Source organism: Streptomyces sp. NPDC001493 (assembly GCF_053597235.1).
On record NZ_JBSFHV010000008.1, the window covers coordinates 258,721 to 278,357 of the forward strand.

Genomic DNA, 19,637 nt, shown 5'->3' on the forward strand with positions numbered 1-19,637 from the left:
GGCCCGCACCGTCACAACGGTGCGGGCCCTCATTGGTCTAAACCACTTCGGCCTACTGGTGGGGCGGCGCGGGCGGCGGCTGCTGCCACCCCGGCGCGGGCCACGGGCCGTCCGGGCCGGGCGGACCCTGCCGCTCGGGCTGTCCTGCCTGGCCAGCCTGCCCGTCCTGCGGCGGCTGCCCCCCGTACGGCTGCGGGGGCTGGGGCGGACCCTGCTGCCAGCCGTTGTCCGGCTGCGGCGGGTAGGGCTGCGGCGGGTACGGCTGCTGCGGAGGCTGCTGTCCCCCGTACGGCTGCTGCCCTCCGTACGGCGACGGGGGCGGCTGCTGTCCCCCGTACGGCTGCTGCGGATACGGCTGTTGGGGGTGGGGCTGCGGCGGGTACTGCTGGTACCCGGGCATCGGCGGCGCGTACTGCGGCGGCGGGTTCTGGCCGTCGGCGGTCCACAGGCCCTGCTGCTGCTGGGCCCGGGCGAAGTCCTCCGCGACCAGCGCGGAGAGGTGGAAGTACGCCTCGCGGGTCTTCGGCCGCATCATGTCCAGATCGACCTCCGCGCCCGCCGCGAGGTGCTCGTCGAACGGGACGACCACGACACCCCGGCAGCGCGTCTGGAAGTGCTGGACGATGTCGTCCACCTTGATCATCTTGCCGGTCTCGCGGACCCCGGAGATGACGGTCAGGGAGCGCTGCACCAGGTCGGCGTAGCCGTGCGCCGAGAGCCAGTCCAGCGTGGTCGACGCGCTGGACGCGCCGTCCACCGAGGGCGTCGAGATGATGATCAGCTGGTCCGCCAGGTCGAGCACCCCGCGCATCGCGCTGTAGAGCAGACCCGTGCCCGAGTCGGTGAGGATGATCGGGTACTGCTTGCCCAGCACCTCGATCGCCCGGCGGTAGTCCTCGTCGTTGAAGGTCGTGGAGACCGCCGGGTCCACGTCGTTGGCGATGATCTCCAGCCCGGAGGGCGCCTGCGAGGTGAAACGGCGGATGTCCATGTACGAGTTGAGGTACGGGATCGCCTGGACCAGGTCGCGGATGGTCGCCCCGGTCTCCCGGCGCACCCGCCGCCCGAGCGTCCCGGCGTCCGGGTTGGCGTCGATGGCGAGGATCTTGTCCTGCCGTTCGGTGGCCAGCGTCGAGCCCAGCGCCGTGGTGGTCGTGGTCTTGCCCACGCCGCCCTTGAGGCTGATCACGGCGATGCGGTAGCAGGAGAGCACCGGCGTCCGGATCAGTTCGAGCTTCCGCAGCCGGTCGGCCTCCTCCTTCTTGCCACCCAGCTTGAACCGGTTGGCGGGGGAGGGGTTCCGGCTGCTCTTCGCCTTCTGCTTGCCCCGCACCAGCCGGTCCGAGGAGAGCTCCACGGCGGCGGTGTACCCGAGCGGGGCACCGGGCACCGAGCGCTCCCGCTGGTCGTGCGTGACCGGGGTGGGCCAGGCGCCACCGGCCCGGGGATCGACGGGCTGCTGCGCCGGACCCTGCTGCTGCGGGGTCTGGCCCTGCTGGGGAACCTGCGCCTGGTGGGGCGGCTGGGCCTGGTGGGGTGCCTGGGCCTGATGGGGCGGCTGGCCCTGCTGAGGTACGAAGCCCTGGGGGGCGTACGGGTGCTGGGGCTGCGGGGGGCCCGGCGGGTAGCCGTAGCCGGCCTGCGCGTCGGGCGCCTGCGGCGGGAGAGGAGCCGGCGGCCGGGGGGCGGGCGGCTGCGGGGTGAGCGGCGGCTGGGGGAACCCGTAGCCGCCCTGCTGGGGTACCTGCGGGGGCAGCTGACCGCTCTGGGGCGCGTACGGCTGGTACGGCCCCGGCGCCTGCGGGAAGCCGTAACCGCCCTGTCCGTACGGGGTGTTGGGCTGCGGCGGCAGGGGAGCCGGCGGCTGGGGCGCCTGCGGGGGCTGAGGGACCTGCGGCTGCTGGGGAGCCTGCGGGAAGCCGTAGCCACCGGCCGCGCGGTCGGCGGAGGGCGGCCACTGGGGCGCCGGCTCCGGGGCGTTGGGCTGAGGCCCGGCCGGGTGGAAGGCGGGCGGCAGCGGGGGCAGCGCGGTCGGCGGCTGGGCGGCCGGAAGCGCGGGGGACCAGGGCGTGGCCGACTCGTCCGCCGAGGCCGAGGCGGCCGGGGCGTCCTGAACGCGCGCGTCCGTGGGCGCGGAGTCGGCGGGGGCGGAGTCGGCGGATTCCGTGTCCGAAGGGGCCGCGACCGCCGGGCTCTCGGCGGTGGGGCTTCCGGCGGGGCTTCCGTCCGCGTCGGGGGAGTCGGCGGAGTCGGCTGTGTCCGTCCCGGCTGTGTCCGTCCCGGTGGCGTCCGCCGGGGTTGCGTCCGGGCCGGACGCGTCGTCCCGCGCAGGCGCGTCGTCGGGGACCCCGGGGGTCTCGGACGCCTGGGGGGCGGGCGGGAGCGCGGGCGGCGTCGCGGCGGTGAAGGCGGGTGCCGCGTCCGTACCGCTCGTGGAACCGGCGGCTCCGGCATCGGCGGCGGGCCCGTCGGCGCCCGTACCCGTACCGGCCGCGGCGGCGGCCTCGGCGTCGCGTGCGGCGAACTCCCGCTTCAGCGCCGCCGCCGAGAAGCGCATGGTGGTGCCGCTCTCCACGTCACCGCCCCCGAACGTCTGCGGGGTGACGCCGGCGCTCGGCGCGGACTCGACCGGGGCCGGCGGCGCGGGCTGTACCGGCGGCGCGGGAGTGGCGGTCGTCCAGGCGCGCTCGAACCCCCCCTGGGACGGCAGCCCCGGCACGGAGAGCGGAGCCCCGTGCGGGGGCGGCGGAGTGGGAGGGGTGCCGGAGCCGGCCGCACCGGAGCCGCCCGAGGTGTCGCCCGCCGCGTTCTGCGTGTACCAGGCGGGCGGGGTGTAGTCGATGGTGAACTCACCCGTCAGCTCGGCGGGATCCGCGTCGGACGACTCGTCGCCGGGCGTGTTCCATCCCTCGCGCATCTCGTCCCGATCGCTGTTCACTATGCCTCCTGGTGTGGTCGAGCACCCTTGTGCCGTGGTGGGCAGGGGCGACCGTCTCCCGTTGTCCGAAACGCCCGGCTCTCCCTCCGGGGACGCGCACCGCACGCCCGAAGGTACCGCGACACGCCCACACCCCACCCTAATCGCCATCAGGGCCCCTATGTCAGGCCGTACCCGGGGCAGTGGACGGTCCGATCCGTCACATCCGCCCGCAGCGGGCCGAGTCGGCCCGCGCGCGCACCACGAAGGCGGTCACGAGGCCCCCTCCGACCTGTGGATGCGGGAAAGGGGGCGGCGGCCCCGGCCGGGCCGCCGCCCCCTTTCGCACCACGGCCGCTACGTGAGGTCGAACTCCCCGTCACGGGCGCCGAGTACGAACGCCCGCCACTCCGCCGCCGTGTAGCGCAGCACCGTCTCCGGGTCCAGCGAGGAACGCATCGCGACCGCCCCCTCCGGAAGATGCGCGATCTCGACCCGCTCCTCCTCGTTCTCGGTGCCGGGGGCGCTCAGCCAGACGGCGTCCGTGATGTCGAGCGCGTAGAGCTCGTCCTTCTCCTGCTGGGTGCCCATGTGCGGCGCCCCTTTCGATCGAACGGTGACGTGGGGTCCATGGTCCACGGAATTCCTCCGCCCCGGTACGGAAACCGGACGGATCCAGGGCCTTTCGCCGAACCGGGCCCGGTTCCCCGGGTGGGGTGCTAAGGGCTGTCCCGCAATCCCTGGTGGGTGCGCGACGACAGCTACGGCACCTCGCCGCGTTGTCGGAACGTCCGCATACATCCAGTATGCGGACGCTCCTCCGCCTTGCGATGCACCGCATCTGCCGCCGCGCACTGATCCACCACGGATTACGGGACAGCCCTTAGGCGTGTGTCGAAAGTAGCGCCGTCCGCCCGGACGCCGCAGGACAGGCGGGGCTTTCGACACACGGCCTCAAGCCCGGCTAGTCCATCCTGCGGGCGGTGCCCAGCAGTCCGGTCTCCGCGTCCGTCGCGCTCGTCATCACCCAGTGGTGCTCACGGCCCGACACCCAGAGGGTGACGCCGTCCGCCAGGGTGGGAAGCGCCTCGGTCTCGACCCGCGACAGGCTGAGGATGCGGCCGATCTGATCGGCCTCTGCGGGGGAGACCCGCTGGACGCCCACCAGCGACGAGGACCGCATCAACCGCGGTGCCACCGGGCTCAGATAGGGGAGCAGCGTCAGCACGGACTGCCACGGCGACGAGACGACCCGGCCGCGGGGCGGCCGCATGCCGCAGTCCCGTACGACGACCACCGGACTGCCCACCGTCGCACCGGTCGGGGGCACCCGGCCCACCTCGTGCAGGGAGACGCACTCGAGCCCGGCACCGGCGGCCTGCGCCAGTGCGGTCCACGCCTGGGTACGCCCGGTCTCCACCGCCACCCGCGCCCCCGTGCCCGCCGCGCGCAGCGCCAGCACCTGAGCCGTCCACAGACCGCCGATGAGCAGGACGTCGTACGGGGCGGGCCGGTGGAACCCGATGATCTGCGGGCGGTTCTCCGCGTCGTTGCCGATCACCACGCCGTCGTCGCCGACGGGCAGCGACAGCGCGCCCAGATGGTCCGCCGCGATGGAGTGGCCCGCGTGACGCGGACCCCGCAGCCCGTGCCGCGACATGATCCGGCTCACTGCGCGCCTCCCAGCGGAAGAGTGGCGAGTACACCGGGCAACTGCTCGCGGTCCAGGCGTACGAGACCGACCTTGGCGACCCGGGCCGCCTGTACCAACGTCCTGCGCACGCTCACCAGTTCCGTGTCGGAGCCTCCGGTGATCCGGACGTGCCCGGCCACCGACACCTCTCCCTGGTGCGCGCCGCGCCGCACGGTGAGGCTGAACGTCGTGGCGTACGCCGGTACCGAGGTCAGCAGCGCCACCAGCTTGGGCAGCGGCGTCGCGCCGCGGCCCAGTTCGGGCCAGCGGTCGACCGCGTACGTCGTGTGCCACCGGTCGTCGCACCGCCACACCCGCGAGGTCTCCTTCGTCCGGCGCTGCGTAGCCGCCTCCTGGCGCACGGCGCGCGCCGACTGGATCGGGTTGGCGCAGGCCGAGGTCGCGACGGCCGCGTTCAGCTCCTCCTGGTCGAGCACCGTCGCCTTGAACCCGGCCCCGCTGATCCGGCTCGCCACATGGTCCGCCATCCGCACCAGGCAGCGCTGGGCACCGGCGACCCCGCCCCCGCGCGCCTCCACCGCCTCGCGGCAGAGTTCCGGGTCGAGCTTCACCGCCACCCACGTCATCCGCAGCGCCGGAGCGCCGGTCTGCTCCTGCAGGGGGGCGTACGAGAGACGGGCGACCGACCGGGCCGGAAGATGCGGCGCCGGGGCGCAGCGGACCTGCTGCACCAGCTGCGCCGACTCCAGCACGATGTCGTCCACCTCAAGGGCCTCGCCGAGCAGCGTCAGCGGAAGCGCCCGGGCGCCGAACGCCGGGCGGAGCGCCTCACCGCTCGCCTCGACCCGCACCACGGCGGTGAGGAAGGTGCCATCGCCGAGCATCCCGACCGTACGGCGCTCCCGGTCGATGTAGACGAAGGGGGCGAAACCCGGCACGCTCTCCGCGATCGGCCCCAAGGACGCCTCCGCGTCCGGCGCGTGACGCACCGGCATCCGCTGCCGGGCGCGCAGCGCGAGCGCCGTCGACAGCCAGTCCTGCAGAGCGGTACCGCGGCGCCGGATGACCGCGATCACGACGAGGATGCCGGCGACCACCATCCCGGGCACCATCCACATCCCGCCGAGCGCGGCTCCCACCACGGCCGCCGCCAGCGCCACTTCGACCAGCACCAGCTGCCGCAGCAGCGGGCTGACCCGGCTGGTCCGCGAGGCCGACCGCAGCACCGCGGAGGCAGGCGCTGCGGATGCGGCGGAGGTGGTGGCGGCGGGGTCGGTCCCGGGCCGCCGTCCACGGCGTTGCCGTCGGGAAGTGCCGGACGCATCCGCGGTCCCCCGACCCGTACGCTCGCGCGTCGCAGTGCCCATCGCCGTGTTGCCCCCTCGTGTCCCTATTTAGCTTTTCCCCGCGGGTGTTGACCGGGCGATCACCCTACCTGAGGCGTGTCCGCGCACCGTCAACAGGCATAGTAGGGGCGCCGGTGCGACAACTGAATCCGCAAACGGATGTGGTTATCTGGTCGCCCGTCGGGGAGAAGGGGCAGCGGATCATGGCATCAAGGCGGGACGAACTCAACGCCTACACCTTTGCGAAGCGGAGGTTGATCGCGCAGTTCGTGCAACCCCATCCGAGCGGTTCCGAGGAGGGTGCGCCACGCCCCCTGCGCGCGGTGGTCCCGGGAACCGTCGCCGGCGTCGTGATCCTCGCGGTCTTCGGCGCCTGGGGCATGTTCAAGCCGGTCGCGCCCACCGGGTGGGACACCCCCAACGAGAACGTCATCATCGCCAGCAAGTCGACGACCCGTTATGTCGTCCTCAAGACCAACGGCAAGACCCAGCTCCACCCGGTCCTCAACATGTCCTCCGCGAAACTGCTGCTCGACCCGGAAAAGGGCAAGGTCATCAACGTCGCCGAGTCCGAACTCGACAGCGGCAAGATCCCGCACGGAGCGACCCTCGGCATCCCCTACGCCCCCGACCGCCTGCCCGACAGCGGCGACGCCGGCGCCGCCAAGCGCTGGGCCGTCTGCGAGCGCCCCGGCGAAGGCGGCCGGGCGATCCAGAAGGCCGCCTTCGTCTTCGCCGAGCGCGAGGAGAAGAAGACCGAAGGCACCCAGCGGCTCACCGCCGGAGAGCTGATGTACGTCGAGGGCCCGGACGGCGTCCGCCACGTCGTGGACGCCCAGGGCCGCGCGTACACCGTCGACAAGACGGACGAACTGCTGCTGCGCACCCTCGTAGGCGAACGCCGCACCCCGCAGCGGGTCTCCTCCGCCTGGCTTGCGACCCTGCACACCGGCGACCCCATCGCCTTCCCGTCCGTCCCCGGCACGCCCGGGGCGAGCGCCGGAGTGGGCGGCGAGCTCGACCCCGCGCTCGACAAGGTCGGCATGGTCCTCGAAGCGACCTCGGGCACCACCACCCAGAAGTACGTGGTCCTGCAGGGCCGGGTCGCGCCGGTCTCGGAGTTCACGGCCAAGCTGCTCCTCAGCAGCCGCGACCTCATCGGCCTCGGCCAGGCGGGCACGGCGAAGGCGGTCAGCGCCGCCGCCATCGCACCGGGCCAGGCCTTCGGCGAGGACAAGAAATGGCCGAAGGACGCCCCTCGCGCCGTCAACTCCGCGAGCACCACGAGCGGCAGTCGCAACACCGTGTGCAGCGTGCTCCGCGCGGTGGACGGCGACACCGGAGCCACCACCCTCTCCACCTGGGCGGGCACCGGCTTCCCCGCCACCCTGCCCACCGGCTCCAGCAGCGCGTACGTCACCCCCGGTTCGGGCCAGCTCTTCCGCCAGTTCAAGGGCTCCGACACCTCCGCCGGGTACCTCTTCCTGGTCACCGACACGGGGCTCCGGTACGCGATGCAGTCCAACGGCGACAGCGCGCAGGGCGACTCCGGCATCGGCGAATCCGGAACGGCCGAGGAGAAGGCCCAGCGGCTGGCCGAGGGCCAGCAGTCCCAGAACCGGCTCGGGTACGGGAAGGTCACCCCGGCGCCCGTGCCGGCGGCCTGGTCCGAGTTCCTGCCGACCGGCCCCCGACTGTCGACCGCGGCTGCCCGCCAGCCGCAGGGCTCCTGAGAAGGGCGGCGGACAGCCATGACCCCCCCGAAGAACTCCACGCAGCCCGCGCGGTCCTCGAACTCCCCACAACATTCACCACCTCTGAAGCGGCGTCTGCTGACCGTCGCCGCCGCGACCGCGGTCACCCTGGTCTCCGTACCGGTCCTGCCCGCCGTCGCGGACGACGCGACCCAGTGCACCTTCCCCTCGAAGCCCTACGCGGGCCGCCCCTGGTCGCTCCAGCGCGTCCTGCTCGACGAACTCTGGAGCCGCTCCACCGGGAAGGGCGTCCGGGTCGCGGTGATCGACACCGGAGTCGACGTCAAGAACCCGCAGTTGAAGAAGGCCGTCGACACCTCGGCGGGGATCAACCTGATGGCCAAGGGCATCAAGGACGAGAACGGCGAGCCCATCCCGCGCGGCAAGGAGAACGGCACGACGGACACCGTCGGCCACGGCACCAGGGTCGCCGGCATCATCGCCGCCCGGGAGGCGGAAGGCACCGGCTTCGTGGGCCTCGCCCCCGACGCCACGATCATCCCGATCCAGCAGAACGACGCCGAGGGCCACGGCACCGCGAAGACCCTCGCCGCCGCCATCGACTACGCCGTCGACACCGCCCACGCCGACGTCATCAACATCTCCCAGGACACGGCCAACGCCGTGGAGCCCGAAGCAGCACTGCGCCAGGCCGTCGACCACGCGCTCGCCGCGGAGGTCGTCGTCGTCGCCTCGGCCGGCAACGACGGCCTCGACGCGACCGACAAGAAGACCTACCCGGCCTCGTACCCCGGCGTGCTCGCGGTGGCCTCATCGGACCGCAACAACGAGCGTGCCGGCTTCTCCCAGACCGGTGACTGGGTGGGCGTCGCGGCCCCCGGCGTGGACATGATCTCCACCGTGCCCGCCGGAGGGCACTGCGCCGACAACGGCACCAGCTTCTCCGCCCCTTACGTCGCGGGAGTCGCCGCCCTGATCAAGGCCAGGCACCCGGAGTGGGAGCAGGAGGAGATCGTCGCCCAGATCGAGCAGACCGCCGAGCGGTCCGTCGCCGGACGGGACCGCCTGGTGGGCTGGGGAGTCGTCGACCCCGTCCGCGCGCTCACCGAGGACGACAAGCCGGTCAAGGAGCCGACCGCACGCGAAGGAGTGACCCGCGCCGAAGCCCCGACCCCGGCCGAACTCACCCTGGGGGAGACGGCCGAGGAGCGGAACGCCCGTCTCGCCACTTACGTCGTGGTGGGTGCTCTGGTGCTGGTCGCCGCGATAGCGGGAGTCGCCGTGGCGCTGCGCGACGCGCGTCGGCGCCGGGTTTCCGGGGCATGAGGTGACGGGACTCCCGCCATCTCCGTTCGCACGGTGGTCGGTTGGCAAGAAGATGCCGGTTCGGCCTGCTTCTCTGGAGTGTCCATTCGTAAGTCACATGGCTGACAACACAGTTGGAGCCTCCGGAGGCTGTGGATAGAGTATGGGGATGCGATCGCCGTGGTGCGTTCCGATGCGATCGCAACGCAGGACGGTTTGTGCAAAGTAGAACAACGGGGGAAAGGCAGTCACGTGCGTCCAAGTGACGGAGGAAGCTCGACCGGCGGGAAGGCCGACCTCGAGCACGGTGTCGGCGCGTTGGAGCGGTTCAAGCAGAGGGTGGACGTACTCCTCGCCGACCTGGAGAGCTCGGCGGCCGGACGCACAAAGATCGGCGCCCAGCAGGTTTCCCGCACCTCGTTCAGCGGCGGGAACACCGGCTTCGCCGAGGCGGACGCCCTCTACTCGCAGTACAACCGCGTCCACGAGTCGCTCACCACGCTCTCCAAGACCCTGAGCGACCAGATCGAGTACCTCAGCCTCGGCGTGCACGCCGCCGCCGTCGGCATGGACAACACCGAGGACGAGGTGCGGCGCAGGTTCTTCGTGGTCAAGGGCCGTCTGGACAAGGAACACGAGCGGACCAAGTACGAAGACGTCCACGACAACAAGTCCGACTCCGGGTGGGCAGCCGAATGACCGACGAGAACCAGCCGGAGCGGACTCCGGCCGAACAGCAGGAGTACGACCAGGGCCGGGTCAAGGCCCAGATCTTCGGTACGGACGTCACCGAGCGGGTCCGCGAGGTGGCGGGGTCCTTCTTCTTCGGCGGCTCGGGCCTCCCGGCGGGCCGGACCTGCTTCGAGCACCGCGACCTCAACGCGATGATCGACCTGGTCGAGCACTCCAACCCGGCGGACCTGGAGGCCGCCGGACAGGAGCTCTACAAGGCGCGGGACGCGATCAGGGAAGCGGCCAAGGAACTCGGCGACCACATCGCCGCCGTGGACTGGACGGGCGAGGCGAACACCGCGTTCCGCGACTGGGGAGCGGGCCTGGTGGCCCACGCGACCCGGCTCAGCGACTTCGCCGACTCGGCGGCCACCCAGATCACCGTCGCCGGTACCGGACTCGCCTCCGTCAAGAGCTCCCTGCCGCCCCGCGACACCCGGGCGGTCCGCAAGGACGTGAAGGACATCCCGGCCCCGGAGCGCCTCGACAGCAACCCGGAGTACGCGGCGGCCAAGCGGGTCGAGCAGCACCGGCAGGAGGCCATCAACCAGGCGAACCGGCTGGCCTCCTACTACTCCGTCACCTCGGAGGTGCTCGCGACGCAGGAGGCGCCCCGGTTCGACATGCAGCTGTCGGTGGACATGCCGCGGCCGACTGCGGGCGTGCACACTCCGGGAGCATCGTCCGGCAGCTCTGGACAGACGGGAAGCAGCTCTTCCGGGCATGCCGGCAGCGAAAAGGTGGTGAGGCAGCCACAGACCGGCGAGAGTAGCCCGCAGGCGCACCACACCACGGAACTGGGCACATCCACCAAGCCCGTTCTGGACAGCAGCACGCGCACCGAGATCGACAGCGTTGCCACGCCGCCCGCGCCTCCCACCACGCTGCCCGGCCCCTCGCCCGTGTCCCCCGCCACCGGCGGGACCCACGGCCCCGGCACCACGCCGTTCCCCCCGACGGGCCCCCTCGGCCCCAACGGCGTGACCGGCGGCTCGAAATCGGTCACCGGCACCACCAGCGGTCCCAAGGGCTCCGCGCGGACCGGGGGGCTTTCGGGTGGAACCACCTCGGCGACGCAGCGATCGGGCACCGGGAGCTCGGGTCGGACCGGCGGGTCCCAGGCCTTCGGGCGTACCACCGGCACGGGAGGCACCTCGTCGGCCACCGGCCGGTCCGGTGTCACCGGAGGCCGTCCCGTGGCAGGACAGAGCGGTTCGAGCACAGGCTCCACTCCTCGGGCCGGACGCGGCGGCATCACGGGCGGGACGCCTCAGCAGAAGGCCTCCGGCACCGGTACCTCGGGCGCCCGCACGGGTGGGCGCGGCACGGTGATCGGCGGTCAGAAGACCGGCCAGAGCGGTGCGTCCGCGAGGAGTGCCGGTCAGCGCGGAGTCATTGGCAACGGCGGCTCGGCGGCTCGGCCGACCGGCCGGGGAACTCCGGGTCAGAACGGCGTGGTGGGCACCCCGCGCGGTCGTTCGGGCGGCAAGGGGTTCACCTCGGGCGGTGCGGGCCTGGTGCGACCCGGTGGGCGGCAGGAGCACGAGGAAGAGGAAGAGAACAACACCTCGACGCGGCCCGACTACTTGACGGAAGACGAAGAGACCTGGACGGCCGGGCGGCCCGAGGCCGCGCCACCGGTGATCGAGTAGGCACGTGGAAGGTTCGGAAGTCAGGATGACCGCAGAAATGAGCCATGCCCGTACGCCCCGAGGCACCGGCCGGGCACGCCGACGGTTGATCGGCGCGCTCGCCGCGACCGCCGCGTGGAGTGCCTGTCTCGCGGGGCTGGCTCCGTCCGCCGTGGCCCAGGACGTACAGGCGAAGCAGTGGTACCTCAAGGCCATGCAGGCCGAGGAGATGTGGAAGGTCTCCACGGGCAAGGGCGTCACGGTCGCGGTGATCGACACCGGGGTGAATCCCGATACGCCGTCGCTGCGGGGCCAGGTCCTCAAGGGATGGGACGCCACCGAGGCGGACGGTGACGAGAACGACGACTACACCGGTCACGGTACCTCCATGGCCGAGCTCATCGCCGGGACGGGGGAAGGGGGCGGTCTGCAGGGTCTCGCCCCGGACGCGAAGATCATTCCCTATCGCGTCTCCGACACGGACTTCCAGCACCGCAACAAGCACTTCAACCCGCGCGACACCGCGGACGCCATCAAAGCCGCCGCCGACAGTGATGCACGGATCATCAGCATGTCCTTCGGTGGCGAGTTCGCGATCGACTCGGAGGAAGACGCCGCGAAATACGCCCTGTCCAAGGGCAAGTTGTTCTTCGCCTCCGTAGGAAACTCGGGTGACAAGAGCAATTACGTGTCGTATCCAGGGGCCTACCTGGAGGTCATCGGGGTCTCTTCGGCGGGCCCGGACGGAACGGTGGCCAAGACGTCCGAGCACGGCGACTACGTGGACCTGGCTTCGCCGGGGACCGACGTGCCCGTCTGGTGCGACGAGACGTTCCAGTCGTACTGCACCGTGACCGGAACCAGTCAGGCCACCGCCATCGCCTCCGCCTCCGCCGCTCTCGTCTGGTCCGCGCACCCCGACTGGACCGCGAACCAGGTCCTCCGGGTCCTCTTCGACACGGCCGGCCGGGACTGGGCCGACGACAAGGTCAGCACCTACCTCGGCCACGGGCTGATCCGCCCGTCGATGAACCTCCTCAAGCACAAGGGCGACCCCGGCGACCCGGACGTCAGCCCGCTCACCCTGGAGAAGACGAGCGCGGCCGGCTCCACCGCCTCGCCCGCCCCCTCCGGCTCCAGTTCCTCCTCCGCCGCACCCTCCGCCTCTGCTTCAGGTTCGTCACAGCCTCCGCAGGACAAAACCGGGGACACCCCGCCTGTGGCAGGCTCCAGCGAGCCGGAGGGCGGCGGCAGCAACCTCGGCCTGATCGCCTGCGCGGTGGTGGTCGTGGTCGTGCTCGGCGGGGGCGTCTTCTACTTCCTCCGCAGGCGCCGCGGCGCCGTCTGACCGTGTGAGGGGGGCCGAACCGGCGACGGCCGCGGCCGTCGGCCGTGAGCGGCCGGCTCACCCACGAACTTCCGGCGAGAACCTGCCGGTCCGTAGAGAGAACCCGAAAGGAAGTCAGGTCCATGGCAGACCAGAAGGTCACAGATCACAGTCTCCTCCAGCTGGAGAACGAGCTGTCGACGCGGTTCGACTCCGTCAAGGGGCAGCTGAAGGCGCTCCAGGCGACGATCGACAGCGTGGAGGGCTCCTGGAAGGGTGTCGGCGCCAGCGCCTTCGACAAGAAGCAGCGCGAGATCAACGAGAGCATGGTGTCGATCGGCATCCGGCTGCAGAACTTCCAGGAGGCCATCAAGGCCGCCCGCACCCTCTCCGGCAACACCGAGGACGAGGTCGCGGCCGCGCTCCGCGGCATCGACGTGGTGCCGGGCTACACGGGCGGCGACGCGCCCACGTCGAGCCTCAGCGGCTTCTGACCGCCTCGGCCGCCCGCGCCGAGCGGCAGCCGCCCCGCAACCACCCCGAATCGGAGGACCACATGTCGAACACCGACGGTACGACCGTTGTCACATATTCCAGCCTGGAGGCAGCCGCTGCTTCCATCGAGCGGCAGAGCAAGCAGCTCGACGAGGACCTCGCCGCGATCAAGCGCCGCGTAGCCTCCGTCTCCGAGCTCTGGGAGGGTGAGGCCAAGAGCGCGTACGACACCGCTCAGGCCGGCTGGGACAAGGACGCCCGGTCGATCCACGAGTCCCTGCAGCAGATCTCCCGCTCCGTGCGCGAGGCATCGACCGCGTACCAGGGCGGCGACAAGAAGGCCGCGCAGAACTTCCAGTAGTGCGCGGCCGCGGCGCCCCGAGGGCGTGACAGCGGTACCGGGGAACTGAAGGACGGGTGTGGGCACGCGCGGGAGGTGCCCACACCCGTCCTTTCCCATGTGGCGGCCCGCATGCGAGCGCTGGAACGGCACAACGGCACAACGGCACAGCGACGAACGGCGCCCCCTCCCGTCCAGGAGGGGGCGCCGTTGTGCCGTAAGGGCCGGAGGGGCCGGAGGGGCCGGAGCCAGCCGGAGGGGTCTACGGCGCCCCGTCCACCAGCCCCGTCTGCACCAGCGGGTTGCCCCGGCGGCGGGAGACGAACACGCCCCGGCCGGTGGGCATCGGCCGCGGCCGGACGCTGCCCATGATGTCGCCCTCGTTCGGGTCGCCGGAGAGCAGCAGCCCCTGGGCGCCCAGCTCCGTCATCCGCTGGATGAACGGCTCGTACGCGGCCCGCCCCGCGCCCGCCGAGTTGCGGGCGATGATGAAGCGCACGCCCACGTCCCGCGCGAACGGCAGGAGTTCGGTGAGCCGGCCCAGCGGGTTGCCGCTGGACGTGGAGACCAGGTCGTAGTCGTCGACGACGACGTACACCGTCGGGCCCCGCCACCAGCTCCGGTCGCGCAGCTCCTGCGCGGTGACCGTCGCCGACGGGGTGCGCCGCTGCATGAGGTCGTAGAGCGCCTCCATGTGGTGCTCCATGTTGTTGGACATGGGCACGTACTCCGCCAGGTGCGACGTCGGGGTGACGTCCAGCAGGGAGCGCCGGTTGTCGATGACGAAGAGCTTGCAGCTGTTGCCGTCGTAGCGCTCCGTCAGCTGCTTGATGATCAGGCGCAGCAGGTTGGACTTCCCGGACTCGCTCTCCCCGAACACCATCAGGAACGGGTCGTGCTCGAAGTCGACGAAGACCGGCTCCAGGTTGTTCTCGTCGATGCCGAACGCGATGCCGCGCTCCGGGTGCGCGTGACCCGGCGGCAGCGCCGAGGCGGGCAGCTCGCGCGGCAGGAGGCGTACGGCCGGCGCGGGGGACGCCGTCCAGTGGCGGGCGACCTCCTGGTTCATCGCGGCGGTCGCCTCGGAGAGGTCGCTGTCGGAGTTGATGCTGTCGATGCGCGGCACCGCCGCCATGAAGTGCAGCTTCTCCGGCGTCAGGCCCCGGCCCGGCACGCCGGCGGGCACGTTGACGGCCGACTTGCGGTCCAGCTCGGAGTCCATGACGTCACCGAGCCGCAGCTCCAGCCGGTTCATCAGGTGGTCCTTGAGGTTGGCCCGCACCTCCATGGACCGCGACGCGGTGACGACGAGGTGGATGCCGTACCCGAGACCGCGTCCCGCGATGTCGAGGACGGCGGGTTCCAGACCCTCGTAGTCGCTGCGGAAGTTGCCCCAGCCGTCGATGATCAGGAAGACGTCGCCCCACGGCTGGTCCTCCACCGTCACCTGGCCCCGCTCCCGCATGCGGCGGAAGGTGGCGATCGAGTCGATCCCCGCGCTGCGGAAGTACTCCTCGCGCCGCGTCAGGATGCCGTACACCTCGGCGACCGTACGGCGCACCCGCTCGGGGTCCAGGCGGGAGGCGATGCCGCCGACGTGCGGGAGGCCGCTGACCGACGCCATACCGCCGCCGCCGAAGTCCAGTCCGTAGATCTGCACCTCGTGCGGGGTGTGGGTGAGCGCGAAGCCCGCGATGAGCGTCCGCAGCAGCGTCGACTTGCCCGACTGCGGACCGCCGGTGATCTGCATGTGCCCCGCGGCACCGGAGAAGTCCCGGTACAGCGTGTCGCGCCGCTGCTCAAACGGCTTGTCGACGACACCGAGCGGGACGACCAGGCGCCCCGCGCCCTCGAACCCCGGCTGCGTCAGACCGCGCCCCTGGACCGGCGCGAGGCCGGGCAGCAGCTCGTCCAGCGACGGCGGGTTGTCCAGCGGCGGCAGCCACACCTGGTGCGCCGAGGCGCCCCGTCCCTCCAGGCGGCGCACGATCACGTCCAGCACGGTGTCCGCGAGCGCGTCGTCCTCGGGCTTGCGGGCCTCCGGCACCTCCGGCTGCGGCTCCGGCTCCACGTACCGCACCGGAACCGGCGCCGCCGTGAACGGGACCGGCCGGCGGTCCACCGGCAGCTTCCCGCCCGGCAGCGACGCCCGCTCCGCGCCCGTCCGGTAGACCCCGGAGACGTACGCGGCCTTGAAGCGGACCATCTCGTCGGTGCCGTACTTCAGATAGCCGGAACCCGGCACGTTCGGCAGGTGGTAGGCGTCCGGCACGCCGAGTGCCGCGCGGGACTCGCCGGCCGAGAAGGTCCGCAGACCGATCCGGTACGACAGGTACGTCTCCAGCCCGCGCAGCCGGCCCTCCTCCAGGCGTTGCGAGGCCAGCAGCAGGTGCACGCCGAGCGAGCGGCCGATCCGGCCGATCTGCACGAACATCTCGATGAAGTCCGGCTTGGCGGTGAGCAGTTCGCTGAACTCGTCGATCACCAGCACCAGCGAGGGGATCGGCAGCAGCGGGGCGCCGGCCGCCCGCGCCTTCTCGTAGTCGTGGATGTTGGCGTAGTTGCCGGCGTCGCGGAGCATCTCCTGCCGCCGGTTGAGCTCACCGCGGATGGAGTCGCCCATGCGGTCCACCAGCGTCAGGTCGTCCGCCAGGTTGGTGATCACGGCGGCGACGTGCGGCATCTGCGCCATCCCGGCGAAGGTGGCACCGCCCTTGAAGTCGGCGAGCACGAAGTTCAGCGTCTCCGACGAGTGGGTGACGGCGAGCCCCAGCACCAGGGTGCGCAGCAGCTCCGACTTGCCGGAACCCGTCGCGCCCACGCACAGACCGTGCGGGCCCATGCCCTCCTGCGCGGCCTCCTTGAGGTCGAGCATGACCGGGCTGCCGTCCTCGCCGACACCGATCGGGACGCGCAGCCGCTCCGCCTGCGAGCGGGGACGCCAGGTCCTGCTCACGTCCACCGAGGAGGCGTCCCCGAGGTTCAGCAGGTCGGTGAACTCCAGGTTGGCGAGGAGCGGTTCGTCGTCGTCCCCGCCCGCCGCCACGTTCAGCGGGGCCAGCTGGCGGGCCAGCGCCTCCGCGGCCTCGTAACTCAGCAGGTCCGGCAGGCCCTCGTAGACCAGCCCGTGGCCCGACTCCAGCTGGAGCGCGTGCGGATGGACCACTACGGACAGGCCGCCGCGGGCACCGGTCACCTCGCCCGGGACGACCTCGATGACCGTGACGCCCTGCACGCCCTCGGGGGAGGCCAGCACCGACATCGGCGGAACCGACTCGCCGTCGAGCACCACCACGATGTGCGGCTGGTCCATCAGCGGCTGCCCGCCGGCCTGGAACCGGGGGCGGCCCTCGATCCGGTTCCCGAGCAGCTCCTCCAGCTCCGAGGAGCTCGTCGAGATCAGCCGGCGGCTGCCCGCACCGTCGGTGGAGTTGCGCAGCTGGACGTGCGGGAGCCACTTCGCCCACTCCCAGTGCGGGGACGCCTGCCGGTCCGCCGCGATCGCCACGACCAGGTCCTCGGGGGAGTGCAGCGAGGCCAGCGAACCGATCAGGGCGCGGGCCGAGGAGCGCACGGACTCCGGATCGCCGCTCACGGTCACGTGGTAGAAGGCGCGGAGCGAGACGGCCATCGGCAGCCCGTCCAGCGTCGAGTGGGTGTTGAGGAACTGCTGCATCGCCCCGGCGGTCAGCGGCTCCAGCTCGTCCACCGGCGCGGTCTGCGGGGGAACGAGCGGGGTGGCCAGCTCCTGGTTGCCCAGGCCGATGCGGACCTGCCCGAAGTCGCCGTCGGCGACCCGGCGCTCCCAGACCCTGCTGCCCTCGGCGACCAGCGCCCACAGCTGCTCGGGCGACGGGTGCAGATAGAACTGTGCGTCACGCTGGAGGCGTGCCGTCCGCAGGACCTCGCGGCGGGTCTGCGTGAGGTACTTCAGGTAGTCGCGCCGCATGTCGGCGAGCTCCCCCTGGGTGCCCCGCCGGTGACGGACCAGCATCGAGACCGCCATCGCGACCGTCGAGCCGATCATCACCATGCCCATGATCCGCATGATCGGGTTCGGCGTCATGAAGAAGAAGACCACCGAGCCGCCCATGCCGAGCATCGGCAGCAGCTGCATCATCGCGCCCTCCTGCTGCCCACGCGGCAGCTCCGGAGGAGATTGCAACTGCACCTCCATGTCCGGCACTTCGGAGGGCAGCGCGCGCGGAGGGCGCTTGACGACAATGTGGCTCACAACTCACCAATTCCCTTGCCGGACAGATCTGTTCCTCTCGACGCCCCCGTGGCGACGGGCTCCGCCCGGGCAGAGATCCTACTGACGGAGAGGCCCGGCGGAGAGCGGTAGGGTAGCGCGACGCGTGTACGCACCCGCGAACTACCGCCAAAAAACCGGTCATTCGGGACGGGTCGCGGAACGCGCGTCCCAGCGGAGAGACACGGCAGCGACATCGCTGCGACAGCGCGAGCGACAGCGCAATAGAGGGGGAGCGACAGGTGACCACGACGGCCCGAGCGGCGACCACCGGACCCGGCCGAACCGGCCCCGGGGTCCCGTCCAGCAACGGAACCGGATTCTGCAGGGTGACCGTCGTCGCCCCCGACAGCCGCGTCGACGTCGCACTGCCCGAGGACGTCCCCCTCGCCGACCTCTACCCGGAGGTCCTGAGGCTCTCCGGCCAGAGCCCCGCCGAGGGCGCACCCGTCGGCTACCACCTCGTACGCCGCGACGGCACCGTGCTCGACAGCGGACGCACCCTCTCCGCCCAGCGCATCCTCGACGGCGAGCTGCTCTCCCTGCGCCCGTTCTCCGAATCGCTGCCGCCCGCCGTGTTCGACGACGTCTCCGACGCCGTCGCGTCCGCCGTGGCCCGCGACCGCACCCTCTGGGGCGACGCCCTGATGCGCGGCTCCGGCCTCTTCGGCGGCTCGGTCCTCCTCGCACTCCTCGGCTTCGTCCTGTGGACCGCCGACCCGCTGCACGACATGCACGGCCTGCCCGGCGTCATCGCCGCGGTCGCCGCCGTCCTGCTCCTCGCCGTCGCCGGGGTACGCGCCCGGGTGTACGAGGACCGGGGCTCGGCCGTCGCCCTCGGCACAGGAGCCCTGGTCAACGGGGCGGTCGCCGGGTCCGGGCTGCTGCCGCTCGGCGCCGGGGAGGGGATCGGCCGCCTCCAGTTCCTGCTGGCCTGCGTCGCCGTCCTCGTCGTCTCGGTGATCCTGGTGATCGTCGCCCCCACCGGCGACGGCCCCTTCGTCGCGTTCGTCTTCGCCTCGGCCGTCGGCGTGCTGGTGACCTTCGCCGCGATCCTCACCGACCTGAAACCCACCGAGACCGCCGCCGTCTGCGCCCCGCTCTCCGTCGGGGCGCTCGGCTTCCTGCCGGGCCTCTCCACCCGCTTCGCCCGCCTCCCCATCGGCTTCGAGCCGCCCCGCACCACCAGCGGCGACTACGGCACCGGCGAGCAGGCCCCCCAGGGGCCGGTCGACGCCGTCAGGATCGCCGCCCAGGCCCGGCGCGGCCACGAACTGCTGCTCGGCCTGGCCGGCGGCTGCGCCATGGTGGCGGTCGCCGGAGCGGCCGTCCTCGGCTTCTCGGCGGACATCTTCGGCCAGCTGCTGGCGCTGGCCACCGGCTGCGCCATGCTGATGCGCGCCCACCTCTTCCGCTACACCGCCCAGGTCGCCTGCGCGCTGGCCGCGGGCCTCGGCGCGCTGGTCCTCCTCGGCCTCGGGCTCGCCCTGAACCCCCCGGTCGGCATCATGATCGACGCCCTGCGCGGCGACACCGCGGCGCTCGACATCCGTACGATCTGGCTCACCGCGGCCGTCGCCGCGACCGCCGCGGTGATCACCGCCATAGGGCTGATCGTGCCCCGCAAGGGGGTCACCCCGTTCTGGGGCCGCTTCCTGGAGATCGCCGAAGCCTTCGTCCTGCTGACGCTCCTGCCGCTCTGCCTCGCCGTCTTCGACGTCTACACCTCGATCCGGTCCCTGACCAGCTGATTCCCATGCCCTCGCCGACCGTCCCCGCCCGCGCGCGAGGGCGGTCGGCGAGGGCGCTGTCGTACGGCTGGTAGTCTGTGCGGTGGCCGTTTGTGTACGCGTCCCCGGTTTCACTCTGGGGGCAGCGCCCATCGGACCTTCGCCTCCGAGTCACGGAAGCTCCCCTGAGATC

The 19,637-nt window shown here is 72.0% G+C and carries 13 protein-coding genes; 8 read left to right on the plus strand and 5 right to left on the minus strand.

Annotation, left to right across the window (positions count from 1 at the left end; translation table 11 throughout):
* Nucleotides 1-52: 52 nt before the first annotated feature.
* The 4 genes from ACWCWD_RS14870 to eccE all read right to left on the minus strand — a co-directional run bounded on the left by ACWCWD_RS14870 (nt 53) and on the right by eccE (nt 5,938).
* Entirely contained in the window at nt 53-2,938 is a 2,886-nt protein-coding gene (locus tag ACWCWD_RS14870; RefSeq protein WP_450773005.1) for an SCO5717 family growth-regulating ATPase, read from the minus strand.
* 336 nt (nt 2,939-3,274) lie between these two features.
* Nucleotides 3,275-3,508: a DUF397 domain-containing protein gene (locus tag ACWCWD_RS14875; protein ID WP_450773007.1), complete on the minus strand. Its 234-nt coding sequence runs from the start codon at nt 3,506-3,508 to the stop codon at nt 3,275-3,277.
* A gap of 373 nt (nt 3,509-3,881) precedes the next feature.
* Nucleotides 3,882-4,577: a hypothetical protein gene (locus ACWCWD_RS14880; RefSeq protein ID WP_450773054.1), complete on the minus strand. Its 696-nt coding sequence runs from the start codon at nt 4,575-4,577 to the stop codon at nt 3,882-3,884.
* Nucleotides 4,578-4,585: 8 nt separating this feature from the next.
* Complete coding sequence (eccE, locus tag ACWCWD_RS14885) at nt 4,586-5,938, minus strand: type VII secretion protein EccE (RefSeq protein WP_450773009.1); 1,353 nt, start codon at nt 5,936-5,938, stop codon at nt 4,586-4,588.
* 182 nt (nt 5,939-6,120) lie between these two features.
* Between eccE and eccB the strand changes: the two genes are divergently transcribed.
* The 7 genes from eccB to ACWCWD_RS14920 all read left to right on the plus strand — a co-directional run bounded on the left by eccB (nt 6,121) and on the right by ACWCWD_RS14920 (nt 13,483).
* Nucleotides 6,121-7,650 (plus strand): type VII secretion protein EccB, encoded by a 1,530-nt coding sequence (eccB, locus tag ACWCWD_RS14890; RefSeq protein WP_450773011.1) that lies wholly within the window; start codon nt 6,121-6,123, stop codon nt 7,648-7,650.
* 18 nt (nt 7,651-7,668) lie between these two features.
* Nucleotides 7,669-8,958 carry a type VII secretion-associated serine protease mycosin gene (mycP, locus tag ACWCWD_RS14895; RefSeq protein ID WP_450773012.1) on the plus strand — a complete coding sequence of 430 codons (1,290 nt, stop codon included), beginning with the start codon at nt 7,669-7,671 and terminating at the stop codon, nt 8,956-8,958.
* A 231-nt stretch (nt 8,959-9,189) separates the two neighbouring features.
* Entirely contained in the window at nt 9,190-9,636 is a 447-nt protein-coding gene (locus ACWCWD_RS14900) for a hypothetical protein (RefSeq protein ID WP_450773014.1), read from the plus strand.
* On the plus strand, nt 9,633-11,321 hold the full coding sequence (locus ACWCWD_RS14905; protein ID WP_450773016.1) for a WXG100 family type VII secretion target: 1,689 nt from the start codon (nt 9,633-9,635) through the stop codon (nt 11,319-11,321). The genes ACWCWD_RS14900 and ACWCWD_RS14905 overlap by 4 nt, the downstream gene beginning before the upstream one ends.
* 25 nt (nt 11,322-11,346) lie before the next feature.
* Nucleotides 11,347-12,648 (plus strand): S8 family serine peptidase, encoded by a 1,302-nt coding sequence (locus ACWCWD_RS14910; protein WP_450773018.1) that lies wholly within the window; start codon nt 11,347-11,349, stop codon nt 12,646-12,648.
* A 122-nt stretch (nt 12,649-12,770) separates the two neighbouring features.
* Nucleotides 12,771-13,121: a WXG100 family type VII secretion target gene (locus ACWCWD_RS14915; protein WP_450773019.1), complete on the plus strand. Its 351-nt coding sequence runs from the start codon at nt 12,771-12,773 to the stop codon at nt 13,119-13,121.
* Between the two features lie 62 nt (nt 13,122-13,183).
* A complete protein-coding gene (locus ACWCWD_RS14920) occupies nt 13,184-13,483 on the plus strand; it encodes a WXG100 family type VII secretion target (RefSeq protein WP_450773021.1) in 300 nt (99 codons plus the stop codon).
* A 241-nt stretch (nt 13,484-13,724) separates the two neighbouring features.
* On the opposite strand, the gene eccCa is transcribed toward ACWCWD_RS14920, so the two are convergent.
* Nucleotides 13,725-17,696 (minus strand): type VII secretion protein EccCa, encoded by a 3,972-nt coding sequence (eccCa, locus tag ACWCWD_RS14925; protein ID WP_450773023.1) that lies wholly within the window; start codon nt 17,694-17,696, stop codon nt 13,725-13,727.
* Between the two features lie 260 nt (nt 17,697-17,956).
* On the opposite strand from eccCa, the gene eccD reads away from it, so the two are divergent.
* Entirely contained in the window at nt 17,957-19,465 is a 1,509-nt protein-coding gene (eccD, locus tag ACWCWD_RS14930) for a type VII secretion integral membrane protein EccD (RefSeq protein WP_450773024.1), read from the plus strand.
* Nucleotides 19,466-19,637 lie beyond the last annotated feature (172 nt).

Excerpts from the sequence above, each read along its gene's own strand:
- ACWCWD_RS14875 (WP_450773007.1), bottom strand. The coding sequence starts at position 3,508 with ATGGGCACCCAGCAGGAGAAGGACGAGCTCTACGCGCTCGACATCACG.
- ACWCWD_RS14880 (WP_450773054.1), bottom strand. The coding sequence starts at position 4,577 with ATGTCGCGGCACGGGCTGCGGGGTCCGCGTCACGCGGGCCACTCCATC.
- eccE (WP_450773009.1), bottom strand. The coding sequence starts at position 5,938 with ATGGGCACTGCGACGCGCGAGCGTACGGGTCGGGGGACCGCGGATGCG.
- eccB (WP_450773011.1), top strand. The coding sequence starts at position 6,121 with ATGGCATCAAGGCGGGACGAACTCAACGCCTACACCTTTGCGAAGCGG.
- mycP (WP_450773012.1), top strand. The coding sequence starts at position 7,669 with ATGACCCCCCCGAAGAACTCCACGCAGCCCGCGCGGTCCTCGAACTCC.
- ACWCWD_RS14905 (WP_450773016.1), top strand. The coding sequence starts at position 9,633 with ATGACCGACGAGAACCAGCCGGAGCGGACTCCGGCCGAACAGCAGGAG.
- ACWCWD_RS14910 (WP_450773018.1), top strand. The coding sequence starts at position 11,347 with ATGACCGCAGAAATGAGCCATGCCCGTACGCCCCGAGGCACCGGCCGG.
- ACWCWD_RS14915 (WP_450773019.1), top strand. The coding sequence starts at position 12,771 with ATGGCAGACCAGAAGGTCACAGATCACAGTCTCCTCCAGCTGGAGAAC.
- ACWCWD_RS14920 (WP_450773021.1), top strand. The coding sequence starts at position 13,184 with ATGTCGAACACCGACGGTACGACCGTTGTCACATATTCCAGCCTGGAG.